The 13,263-nt window shown below is 67.1% G+C and carries 1 protein-coding gene; it reads right to left on the bottom strand.

Annotated features, from left to right (window positions below; translation table 11 throughout):
• Window positions 1-9 precede the first annotated feature (9 nt).
• On the bottom strand, window positions 10-12,963 hold the full coding sequence (locus ACNFHO_RS05120; RefSeq protein ID WP_416765519.1) for a non-ribosomal peptide synthetase: 12,954 nt from the start codon (window positions 12,961-12,963) through the stop codon (window positions 10-12).
• Between the last annotated feature and the right edge of the window lie 300 nt (window positions 12,964-13,263).

Below are 13,263 nucleotides of genomic sequence, written 5' to 3' on the forward strand. Positions count from 1 at the left end.
TCGTGCCTGTTACAACCCTTCCAACTCCGCCATCAGATCACTCAACCGATCCACCTTATCCTCATCCAACGCACTGCCCTGCAACCCTTCGACATACGCCGCCAGCTCTTCCACGGTGCTGCACTCGAACATCGCCCGCAGCGGCACATTCAGTTGCAGGCGCTTCTGCACGCGTGAGGCAATCTGCGTGGCCAGCAACGAGTGCCCGCCCAGTTCGAAGAAGTTGTCGCGCACCCCGACCCGCTCAGCCTTGAGCACCTCGCCCCAGATAGCGGCCAGCGTCTCTTCCAGCTCGCTGCGCGGCGCCAGGTAGTCCTGGCTGTGCTGGCCACCGATCTCGATGACCGGCAGCGCCTTGCGATCGAGCTTGCCATTGGCATTGTGCGGCAGGTTATCGAACCAGGCCCAGTGCAGCGGCACCATGTACTCCGGCAACTCGGCACGCAGACGCTGCTTGATCTGCTCGAGCAGACCCGCATCGGCCACCACGCCCTGATGGGCTACCAGGTAGCCAACCAGATGCTTGCCATTGGCGCCCTCCTGGACACCGACTGCCGCATCGCGAATCTGCGGCTGCTCGTGCAGGCGCGCTTCGATTTCGCCAAGTTCGATGCGGTAGCCGCGGATCTTCACTTGGTGGTCAATGCGCCCGACATATTCGAGTACACCATCGGCACGGCGGCGCGCCAGGTCGCCGGTGCGATACAGGCGCTCGCCCGGCGCGCCATGCGGATGCGGGATGAAGGCCAGGGCCGTACGCACCGGGTCGCCAACATAACCGCGACCGACCCCCGTGCCGGCCACGCACAGCTCGCCCACCGCGCCCAACGGCACCAGCGTCTGCTCTTCGCCGTAAAGGTACAGGCGGTTGTTGTCGGTCGGGGTGCCGATGGGCAGGTAGCTGCCGCGGGTCGAGTCGGCATCGACACGGAAGAACGCCACATCGTCCGAACATTCGGCCGGACCATAGGCGTTGACCAGGCCGATATGCGGATAGCGCTCCAGCCACTGGGCGGCCAGCTCCGGAGGCATCGCCTCGCCGGTCGGCAGCATCCAGCGCAGGCCATCCAATGCCTGATGATCGTCGGCCAGCATGCCCTGGATCAACGAAGGCACGCTTTCCAGCACGGTGATACCGCTGGCCTGGACATGCGCCAGCAAGCCCTGGGGATCGTGGGCAATGGCATTTGGCACGATCTCGACACGGGCCCCGAACAGCGGTGCTGCCAGGAACTGCCACACCGAGATGTCAAAGCTCTGCGAAGCGGTCTGGGCGATCACGTCGTGCTCGTCCAGCGCCAGGTACGGCACCTTGCTCAGCTGGTTGTTGAGCATGCCGCGCTGCTCGACCATCACGCCCTTGGGCAGCCCGGTGGAGCCCGAGGTGTAGATCACGTAGGCCAGTTTGTCCGGCCCGCTGTGGATACCCGGGTTGTGGCCAGCGACCTGGCTGGCCTGGATATCCTCCCACACCAGCAGCTTCGGCCGTACCGCCCCGCTCAGCTCGTCGAGCAACTGACCCGCCTGCTCGGCACAGGCGGCGCTGCACACCAGCACCGGCGTGCGGCTGAGCTCGACGATACGCTGCAGGCGCGCGGGGGGCAGGCCCGGATCCAGCGGCAGGTAACCCGCACCGGCCTTGAAGCTGCCAACGATCATCCCCAACAGCGGCAGACCACGCTCGGCCAGCAGGGCAACGGGCTGATCGATGCTCACTCCGGCTGCGACCAGCGCATGTCCCAGGCGGTTGGCGGCCAGGTTGAGCCCGGCATAGTCGTAGGACGCCTCCAGGCAACGGGCGGCGATACGCTCGGGGTGCGCCGCAACGCGTGCCTCGAACAGCTCGACATAGCTCTGCTCCAAGGTATAGGCGTGCTCGGTGCGGTTGCAGTCCTCGAGCAGGAAGCGCTGCTCGTCGGCACCCAGCAGTGGCAGTGCCTGGACCTCACCCTCGAAGCCTTCGACCAGCGCCAGCAGCAGGCGCTTGAATTCAGCCAGCAGCCGCTCGACGGTCGGGTAGTCGAAGTAGCGCTGGTCGAACGACAGGTGCAGGCCCAGGTCGTCGCCCGGGTAGCACACCGCCGTCAGCGGGAAGTTGGTGTGGGTACGGCCCGAGTCGGAGCTGGCGTTCAAGTGCTGGGCGTGGTCAAGCACATTGCTCTCGACCGGCGCGTTTTCGAACACGAACAGGCTGTCGAACAGCGCCTGCCCCTTGGGCAGCTCGCTGCACTCCTGGATCGCCACCAGCGGCAGGTACTCGTACTCACGCAACTGCATGTTGCGATCGAGCAGGCCTTGCAGCCACTGACGCACGCTCTGGCGCTCGCCGGCCGCCGGCAGCTGCACGCGCAAGGCGATGCTGTTGATGAACAGCCCGACCGTGCGCTGCATCTGCGGCAAGCCCACCGGGCGCCCGGCAACGGTCACCCCGAACACCACGTCGCGCTCGCCGCTGTAGCGGGCCAGTACCAGTGCCCAGGCCGCCTGGGCGAAGGTGTTGACGGTCAGTTGATGAGCCTGCGCCAGTTCACGCAGACGCGCCCCCTCGCTCACCTCGAGGCGGGTGTAGCAATCGCCGACGATCATGCCGTCCCCGGCGTGGTCATGGCGCAGCGGGCGGTCGCTGGGGATCGCCGTGGCGCGTTCGAAGCCGGCCAGGTTGGCCTGCCACCACTGGCGTGCTTCGTCCAGGTCCTGGCGCTGCAGCCAGCCGATGTAGTCGCGATAGCGCGGCGGCACCGGCAACTGCGCGGCACGGCCTTCGCCCAGCGCCTGGTAGATCTCGAAGAAATCGTTCATCAGCAAAGAGCGACACCAGGCATCGATGAGGATGTGATGGTTGCTCATCATGAACCAGTAGCGCTCATCGGCCACGCGCACCAGGCGCAGGTGGAACGGCGCCTCGCGCAGCAACTCGAATCCGGCCTCACGCTCCTGTTTGTGCAGGGCTTGCAGGCGGGCTTCCTGGCTGGCGTCGTCGAGGTCGCGCCAGTCCTGGTAGTCGACGGCGGTCTTGCCGGGCTTGTGGATGATCTGCAGCATCGCTTCGCCGGCGTTCCAACTGAACGACGCGCGCAGGGCCTCGTGGCGCGCCACCACCGCCTGCCAGGCCTGAGCGAAGCGCTCCGGCTCCAGCGCACTGTTGATGCGGTAGCGGTCCTGCATGTAGTAGATGCCGGTGCCGGGTTCCAGCAGGGTGTGCAGCAGCAGCCCTTCCTGCATTGGCGTCAGCGGGTAGACATCCTCGATCTCGCCAGCCGGCACCGGCAGCGTGTCGATCTGCTCCTGGGTCAGTTGGGCCAGCGGGAAGTCCGACGGCGTGAAGCTGCCGTTGCCCTCGACCAGGCAGTGGGCGACCAGCGCCAGCAGTTCCTGGCGATAGGCTTCGGCCAGTTCGGCGATGGTCGCCTCGTCGTAGCGCTCTGTACTGAAGGTCCAGCGCAGTTGCAAGGCACCGCCATAGACCTGGCCATCCACGCTCAGCCAGTTGGGCAGTGGCGCGTCCGGGTCATGGGCCAGCCCCGCAGGGGCATCCAGCGGCTGGAACACGGCATTGGCGTCGAACTGCTGGTCGAACTGCCCGAGGTAGTTGAAGGTGATGCGCGCCTGTGGCAACGCCGCCATGCGCTCACGCCCCGCAGAATCGGCCAGGTAGCGCAGCACACCATAACCCAGCCCTTTGTGCGGCACCTGACGCAGTTGTTCCTTGATGCCCTTGATCGACGCACTGCGCGCGGCATCGTCGTCGCCGGTTGCCGGGCTCAAGCTCAGCGGATAGGCGTTGGTGAACCAGCCGACGCTGCGGGTCAGGTCGATATCTTCGAACAGCCCTTCGCGCCCATGCCCCTCGAGCTGTACCAGCACCTGCTCATCGCCGCTCCAGTGGCTCAGGGTGCGCGCCAGAGCGGTCAGCAGCAGGTCGTTGACCTGGGTGTGATAGGCCGCTGGCGCCTGCTGCAACAGTTGGCGGGTCTGCTCGGTGTCGAGCTCGATGGCCAAGGTGCGCGCATGCCGGTGCAGGTTGCCGCCCTGCGGGTGATCGCACGGCAGCTCGCGGCGCACACGCCCCAGCTGTCCCTCCCACCAGCCCAGCTCGTCACGCAGCGAGTCGCTGCCGGCATAGCTGGCCAGACGCGCCGACCAGTCGCCCATGGCATGGGTCTTGGCCGCCAGGGTTTCACCGCGGTACAGCGCCTGCAGGTCCTCCAGCACTACACGCCAGGACACGCCGTCGACCACCAGGTGATGGATGGCCAGCAACAAGCGTTGCGCGCCTGCGCCATCGGTCAGCAGCAGGCCGCGCAACAGGGGCCCTTGCTGCAGGTCGAGGCTGCGCTGCACGTCGGTATAGAGCGCCTGGCAATCGTCGAAGTCAGCGACGGTCGCCGTCCACAGCAGCGGCTGGGCGCCGGCCTGGTCGTATTCCCCCTGCCAGCGGCCAGCCACTTGGGTGAAGCGCAGGCGCAGGCTGTCGTGATGCTGCACCAGCGCCGCCAGCGCGGCCTCAAGCCGGTCAGCGAGCAGCGGTTTGCGTGCTTCGAGCAGCACAGCCTGGTTCCAGTGCTGCGGCTGCGGCACTTCGCTGTCGAAGAACCAATGCTGGATCGGCGTCAGGCCGATACGGCCCTGACGCGCCCCCTGCTCCACATGCGTTGGCCCCGCGCCGTGGGTGACCACGGTTGCCAGGGTCTGGATGGTCTGGTGCTGGAACAGGTCGCGCGGGGTGAACTGCAGGCCCAACTGACGGGCGCGGCTGACCACCTGGATCGACAGGATCGAGTCACCGCCCAGTTCGAAGAAATTGTCCTGCACACCCACGCGCGAGACATTGAGCACCTCGCGCCAGATTTGCGCCAACTGCGCCTCCAACTCATTGGCCGGCGCCTGGTACAGCTGGTGTGCCTGCTCGAGATCCGGCGCTGGCAGCGCACGACGGTCGAGCTTGCCATTGCCCATCAGCGGCAGGCGATCGAGCAGTACCAGGTGCGCAGGCACCATGTAGTCGGGCAGGTGTTGCCGTGCATGGGCTTTGACCGCCTCGCGCAGGTGCGCCTGGGCATCACTGCTCGCCTTGGCCTGAGCGCAGACCAGGTAGCCCACCAGTTGCTTGCCGCCCGGCAGGTCGAGGGCCAGAACCACGGCCTCCTCGACATCGGCGTGCTCCTGAAGGCGGCTTGCGATCTCGCCCAGCTCGATGCGGAAACCACGGATCTTCACCTGCTGGTCAGCGCGGCCGATGTACTCGACCAACCCGTCGGCGCGCAGGCGCACCAGATCGCCGGTGCGATACAGCCGGCCACCGTCATGGCTGAAGGGGTCGGCGACGAAACGTTCGGCCGACAGCCCCGGGCGATCGTGATAGCCCTGGGCGAGGCCCGCGCCACCGACATACAGCTCACCGATGCCGCCCTGGGGCAACAGCGCCAGGTCCTCGTCGAGGATGTAGCCGGTGCGCGCCCCGATCATGCGGCCAATCGGCACGCTGCCCGCATCGGCCGACAAGGTTTCGGGGGCCAGGCACGCCAGCGGCATGACCACGGTTTCGGTCGGGCCGTAGGCATTGAAGAATTGCTGCGGGGCGAAGGCCTGGCGGATGCGCTGCAAGTGCTCGCCGGTCAGCGCTTCGCCGCCGGTGATCACCAGGCGCACAGGCAGTTGCTCGCCACGTCCGGCCAGGAACTGCGCCAGCTGGCTGCCATAGCTCGGGGTGAAACCGAGAATGCTCACCTGCTGCTCGCGCACCAGGTCGCAGATCTCTTCGGCGCCCCACTGCCCCTGGGCGCGCAGCACCACCCGCGCCCCGCACAGCAGCGGCGTGAGCAGGCGTTCGCTGGCCGCATCGAAGTTGATCGAATAGAAATGCAGCTCGCAATCGTCGCTGCGCATGCCGAAGTCGGCGATCACCGCCTGGCAATGCATGGCGATCTCGCCATGGCTGACCACCACGCCCTTGGGCTTGCCGGTGGAGCCGGAGGTGTAGATCAGGTAGGCCTGGTGCTGCGGCAGGTTGAGGTTGTCCAGTGGCGCATCGCTGTAGGCGGACAGCGACGCTGCGTCGTCCTCCAGGCTCCAGGTGACGACACCGGCCGGCAGTTCGCCAAGGGTCGCGAGCAGCTCGCGCTGGCCGATCAGCAGGTCCAGGCGGCTGTCCTCGATCATGTAGTGCAGGCGCTCGAGCGGGTATTCCGGATCGAGCGGCACATAGGCGCCACCGGCCTTGAGGATCGCCAGCAGGCCGACCACCATCTGCGACGAGCGCTCCAGCGCCAGGCCCACCCGCACTTGCGGGCCAACTCCGCGCTCACGCAGGGCTCGGGCCAGACGGTTGGCCTGCTGATCGAGCTCGGCGTAGCTCAGGTGCTGGCCGGCGAAGGTCAAGGCCCGCGCCTGCGGCGTGCGCTCCACCTGGGCGGCGAACAGCCCGTGCAGGGTCTGGTCAAGATCGAAATCCTGTTCGCCCTGAAGCTGCCCGACCAGCTCCTGCTGCTCGGCACCCGACAGCATCGGCAGCTCGCACAGGCGTTGCTGCGGATCTTCGAGCATCGCCGCCAGCAACTGCTGCAGGTGTTCGGCCATGCGCGCGATGCGCGGCTCATCGAACAGGTCGCGGCTGTAGGTCAGGCAGCAGCCGAGCCGGCCGTCCAGGTCGGTGACTTCCAGGTACAGGTCGAACTTGGTGGCGCTGGCGTCGTTGACCAGGTAGTCCACCTGCATGCCTGCCAGGGTTCGGCTTTGCTGGAAGGCCCAGCGCTGCACGTTGCACATTACCTGGAACAGCGGGTTGTAGGCACTGCTGCGCGGCGGCTGCAGGGCTTCGACCAGTTGTTCGAACGGCAGGTCCTGGTGCGACTGGCCGTCGATGATGGTCTGACGCATCTGCTCGAGCAGTGCGGCGGCGCTCATCTGCCCATCCAGTTCGCAGCGCAGCACCTGGGTGTTGAGGAAGGCACCGATCAGCCCCTCGCTTTCCGGGCGGATGCGGTTGGCCACCGGCGCGCCGATACGCAGGTCGCGCTGGCCGCTGTAGCGGTGCAGCAGTGCGGCCAGCGTGGCGGTCATGGTCATGAACAGGGTCAGCCCGCGCTGGCTGTTGAACGCATGCACACGCTCGACCAGCGCCGGATCGAGGTCGAAGCGATACAACTCGCCGCGATGGCTCTGCACCGCTGGGCGCGGGCGGTCCGTCGGCAGTGCCAGGACCGGATGCTCGTCGCCCAGGCGCGCTTTCCAGTAGTCGAGCTGGCGCGCGCCCTCCCCGCCTTCAAGCCACTGGCGCTGCCAGACGCTGTAGTCCAGATACTGCACTGGCAGCGGCTGCAGCGGCGATTCGCGCTCGTCGACGAAGGCTTCGTAAAGCTCGCCCAGCTCACGGGCGAAGATGTCCATCGCCCAGCCTTCGGTGACGATATGGTGCAGGGTCAGGACGAAATAGTGCTCACGCTCCTGCACCTTGACCAGGCAGGCACGCAGCAACGGACCACGCTCCAGGTCGAACGGCTGGTGCGCCTGCTCGTCGGCCAGTTGCTGCAGGCGCTGCTGGCGATTGTCGGCCGGCAGCGCGCTGAAGTCCTGCCAGTCCAGGTGCAGGCCGCTGTCGTCGGCCACGCACTGGTAGGGCTTGCCATCGATGCTGGGGAAGGTGGTGCGCAGGGTCTCGTGGCGGACGATCAACGCCTGCAGGGCACGTTCGAAAGCGTCCACATGCAGCGCGCCGCATAGACGCGCCATGCCGCCGACGTTGTACGCAGGGCTGTCCGGTTCCATCTGCCAGAGGAACCACATGCGCTGCTGCGAGTAGGACAGCGGCACGGCCTGACGGCGATCGACACGGGTGATCGCCCCCTGCAGGTTGCAACCACCGCTGGCGCGGATCCGCGCGATCTCGGCACAGAAGGCACCCAGCTCACTGGCCTCGAACAGCGCCTTGAGCGGCAGCTCGACGTCACAGGCCTGGCGGCAGCGCGAAACGATCTGGGTGGCCAGCAGCGAGTGGCCACCGAGGGCGAAGAAGTCGTCCTGCAGGCCTACCTGGGGCAGGTTCAGCACCTCGCGCCAGATCGCCGCCACTTGCCGCTCCAGCGCGGACTGCGGCTCGACGTGTTGGCGTTGCTGCCAGACCGGCGCCGGCAGCGCCTTGCGATCGACCTTGCCGCTCGGGCCCAAGGGCATCTGCGCGAGGTGAACCAACTGCGCTGGCACCATGTAGGCGGGCAGTTGCGCGCCGAGGGTCGCCAGCAAGGCGGCGCTCTGCTCGACGCCGCTGTAGTAACCGACCAACTGCGCGCCGACAGCGTCGCGGTGGATCAGCACCAACGCCTGCTCGACACCTTGCTGGGCCAGCAGCACGGCCTGGACTTCTTCAGGCTCGACGCGGAAGCCGCGCACCTTGACCTGCTGGTCGAGGCGCCCGAGGTATTCCAGCGCACCGTCGTGCACCAGCCAGCGCGCGCGGTCGCCGCTGCGGTACAGGCGCTGACCGTCGCCATCGGGTTGCGGCACGAAACGCTCGGCGGTGAGTCCCGGACGTCCCAGATAGCAACGGGCCAGGCCCGCGCCGCCCAGGCACAGTTCGCCCGGCACGCCCGGTGCGGTCAGTTCGAATTCATCATCCAGCACACGGCACAGCACATTAGCCAGTGGACGGCCGATGGGCGAGCGCTCGCCATCCTCGCGCTGGCTGTGCCAGTGGGTGACGTTGATCGCGGTCTCGGTCGGGCCATAACGGTTGTGCAACTGCACCTGGGGGAGCAAGGCCAGGGCCCGGTCGCGCAGGCTGGCAGGCAGCGCCTCGCCGCCGGAGAACAGCCGACGCAGGCTGGTGCAACCTGCGGCCAGCGGCTCCTGGACAAACACCTGCAACAGCGGCGGCACGAAGTGCAGCGTGGTCACGCCATGCTGCTGCACCAGTGCGGCGATGCGCTGCGGATCGCGGTGCTCACCAGGGCCTGCCAGTACCAGGCGGCAGCCGGTGACCAGCGGCCAGAAGCATTCCCACACCGACACGTCGAAGCTGATCGGTGCCTTCTGCATCAGCACGTCGCGGTCGTCCAGCGCATAGGTGGCCTGCATCCATTGCAGGCGTTCGGCCAGGGCAGCATGGGTGTTGCCCACGCCCTTGGGCTGACCGGTGGAGCCGGAGGTATAGATCACATAGGCCAGGTGCTCGCCTTCCAGGCGCAGGCCCGGGGCCTGGCTGGGCCAGGTGTCCAGGTGCAACTGGTCCAGCGCGATGGTACTGACGCCCTCGACCTGGGGCAGGCGCTCGAGCAGGGTGCTCTGGCTCAGCAGCAGGCCCGCACCACAGTCGGCGAGCATGTAGGCCAGGCGTTCGGCCGGGTAGTCGACATCCAGCGGTACATAGGCGCCGCCCGCCTTGAGGATCGCCAGCAGGCCGACCAGCAGTTGCGGCGAGCGCTCGACCGCGATGGCCACGCATGTGTCCGGGCCGACGCCCTTGTCGCGCAGGTAGTGAGCCAGGCGGTTGGCCTGCTGGTGCAGGCTGGCGTAGTCGAGCTGACCGCCCTCCCACACCAGGGCGACGCGCTCCGGTGTCAGGCGTGCCTGCTCGTTGAGCTGCTCGACCAGCAAGGCTCTGGCGGGCTCGGCAGGGGCCTGACCCCAGGCGAGCAGTTGCGCGCGGCCTGGCTCATCCAGCAGTTGCACTTCGCCCACGGCCAGCTGCGGTTGCGCGCAGACCTGTTCGAGCAGCGCCAGCAGGTGCTGGGCCAGGCGCTTGACGGTGCTGGCGTCGAACAGCTCGGCGGCGTAGTCGAAGGCCAGTGTCAGCCGGCCCTGGTGGTCTTCCTCACTGTGCAGTTGCAGGTCGAACTTGGCCTCGCGGCTGTGCCACGGCAGCTCTTCGGCAAGCAGTCCGGGCAGGCGGCGCAGCGCGGACAGGTCGCGCTGCTGGTGGTTGAACATGACCTGGAACAGGCCCTGCTCACGGGCCTGGGGCAGCGCTTCGAGCAGTTGCTCGAATGGCAGGTCCTGGTGCGCCTGGGCGCCAAGGGTGCGCTCACGCACCTGGGCCAGCAACTGGTCGAACGGCGTACGGCCGTCGAACTCGGCACGCATGACCTGGGTGTTGATGAAGAAGCCGACCATGGCCTGGGTTTCCAGGCGCGGGCGGTTGGCGTTGGGGACGCCGACGCGGATGTCGGACTGGCCGCTGTAGCGCTGCAGCAAGGCTTGCCAGCCCGCCAGCAGGACCATGAACAGGCTGGCCTGCTGGTCACGGGCCAGGCCCTTGAGAGCTTCGCCGAGTTTGGCGGGCACCTTCATGTTCAGGCGCGCAGCGCGCTGCTCGCCCAGCGCCGAGCGTGGATGGTCGGTGCACAGGTCGAGTACCGGCAATTCGTCGCCCAGTTGCGCCTTCCAGTATTCCAGCTGACGTGCAGCCTCACCTTCTGCCAGCCACTGGCGCTGCCAGGTGCCGTAGTCGGCGTAGCCCAGCGCGAGGGGCGCGAGATTGGGTTGCTGGCCCTGGCAGTGGGCGGTGTAGAGTCGGGCGAACTCCTCGAGCAGGATATTCAGCGACCAGCCGTCGGCGACGATGTGATGCAGGGTTACCCACAACTGGTGTTCTTCATCGTCCAGGCGCGCCAAGGTCACGCGCAGCAGCGGCCCTTGGAGCAAGTCGAAGGGTTGGCGGGCCTCATGCTCGCGACGATTGGCGACCTCGCTGGCGTCCACCCCTTCGAGATCGACACGCTGCAAGGCAAAGTCGGCATGCGCCAGCACATGCTGCAGGGCCTCGCCATCCACTTCGCTGAAGCGCGTGCGCAGGGATTCGTGACGCTCGACCAGCGCCTGGAAGCTCGCCTGCAGCGCTGCCTCGTCCAGTTCGCCACGCAGGTGCAGGCCGGCAGGGATGTTGTAGGCAGCGGACTGCGGCTCCAGTTGCCACAGCAACCACAGTCGGTTCTGCGCCAGCGACTGCGGCAATGCCTTGGCGCGATCGAGGGCGGCGATGGCGCCGGTGCCCTGCCCGCCTAGCTCCAGCACGCAGGCCACTGCCGCGCTGTAGTCGGCCAGTACAGGCGCTTCGAACAGGGTACGCAGGCTGAGCGTGACACCCAGCTCGTCGGACAGCCGCGCGGTGACCTGGGTGGCGGCGATGGAGTTGCCGCCCAGCAGCAGGAAATGATCGTCCGCCGTCACCGCCTCGACCTTGAGCAGGTCGCGCCATACCGCCGCAATGCGCATCTGCAGGGCATCGCCGCTGGCACCCCGCTCGGAGGACGCGGCATCTGCCGGGAAGCGAGCATAGCAATCGAGGCTGCCGTCGCTCATGCGCAGACGGCAGGCCGAACGCTGCAGCTTGCCACTGGAGGTCTTGGGCAGCGCCCCCGGGTTGAGCAGCAAGACCACGGCCGGCGCCTGGCGGCAGGCGTCGGCGATGACCTGGCGCAGGGTCTTGATCAGCGCTTGCGCAGGCATCGCCTTCTGCACATTGCGGCTGACTTCCACCGCAACGCCGATGCCCTCTTCGCCTCGATCGTCCACGGCGAACACCGCCACGCGCCCTTTGCGCAACACATCGACCTCACGCTCGAGGGTCTTCTCCAGATCCTGCGGATAGAGGTTCTGGCCGCGCACGATCAGCATGTCCTTCAACCGCCCGGTGACGAACACCTCGCCATCGCGCATGAAGCCCAGGTCGCCGGTGCGCAGCCAGGTCTGGCCGTCCATCTCGACAAAGGTACGCGCCGTGGCCTCGGGGTTGCGCCAGTAGCCCCGCGCAATGCTCGGGCCGCCGGCCCAGATTTCGCCCACCCGGTTATCGCCCAGCACCGCCAGTTGCTCCGGTTCGACGATACGCACCGCATGGCCCGGCTGCGGATAGCCGCAGCTCATCAGCACGCTGCCCTTGCCAGGCTCGGCGCGGTTGGCGGCGAAGGCCTCGGCATCGAGCTCCAGCGCGCCAATGCCCTGGCCGCGTCGGCTGCCGCTGACGAACAGAGTGGCTTCGGCCAGCCCGTAGCTGGCGAAGAAGCTGCTCGCCTGGAAGCCGCAGGCGGCGAACTTGCCGGCAAACGTCTCGAGGCTGTCCTGGCGGATCGGCTCGGAACCGGAGTAGGCCACCCGCCAGCGGCTGAGGTCGAGCCCGGCCAAGGCCGCTTCGCTGACCCGTTCGCTGCACAGGCGGTAGGCGAAATCCGGGCCGCCACTGATGGTGCCACCGTATTCGCTGATCGCCTGCAGCCAGCGCAGGGGCCGGGCGAGGAAGTAGCCCGGCGACATCAGCACACAGGGCACGCCGCTGAAGATCGGTTGCAGCAGGCCGCCAATCAGGCCCATGTCATGGTACAGCGGTAGCCAGCTGACGATCACATCGTCAGGGTTGAGGTCGATGCCAAAACCCTGGCGGATCAGTTGCTCGTTAGCCACCAGGTTGCCATGGCTGACCTGCACACCCTTGGGCAGCGCGGTGGAGCCAGAGGTGTACTGCAGGAAGGCGATGTGCTCGCCGGCCAGCGCCGGTTCACGCCAGTCGTCGGCCAGCTCAGGGGCCAGGCGGTCCACCGCCAGCAGGCCCGGGGCGGCATCCGTCGCCAGAGCATCAAGGCCCTGCAAACTGTCATGAAGCGCTTCTACCGTCAGCAGCAGACGCGGCTGGGCATCGTCGATGATCGACAGCAGCCGCTCCTGATGGTGCTGGCGCGAAGACTCCGGCGGATAGGCCGGCACTGCGATCACTCCGGCATACAGGCAGCCGAAGAATGCCGCGACATAGTCCGGACCGCTGGGAAACAGCAGGATCGCCCGGTCGCCGAACGTGGCACGGGCCTGCAGGGCGGCGGCGATGGTACGGGCGCGCAGGTCCAGCTCGCGGTAGCTGAGCACCGCCTGTTCGCGGGGATCGTCGGCCAGAAAGCGCAAGGCGATCCGGTCCGGGGTCGCCGCGGCGCGTTGCGCCAGGGCCTGGACCAGCGTGAGCGGGAGTTCGAAGGCGTCCGTCATGGAGTGTTCCTGCCAGTGTCTGGGTAAGTCGGGCCGGAGCCGGGCCAGGTGCGCAAGGCACGTCGGGCGGGCGGCAGTCGGCGGCCGGATGTACACAGGGGAACGGATGGGCCGGAGAAATAATTAGAAACGTCGCGGGCCTGCGAACGACGTTCACACAGGGGTCATGGAGGGGATGCAGCTTAGACCACAATCGAATAGAGACTCACTTACTTCTGTATTTGACAATCATTATCATTCTGAATAGTTTGTCGCACGTTGTAGGAAGCATGACTAATCGGTGTGCTCCCTTTCCTCACA

The organism is Pseudomonas sp. NY15374, assembly GCF_048068255.1.
GTDB lineage: Bacteria > Pseudomonadota > Gammaproteobacteria > Pseudomonadales > Pseudomonadaceae > Aquipseudomonas > Aquipseudomonas machongensis.

Coding starts and splice junctions, on each gene's coding strand:
- ACNFHO_RS05120 (WP_416765519.1), bottom strand. CDS start 12,963: ATGACGGACGCCTTCGAACTCCCGCTCACGCTGGTCCAGGCCCTGGCG.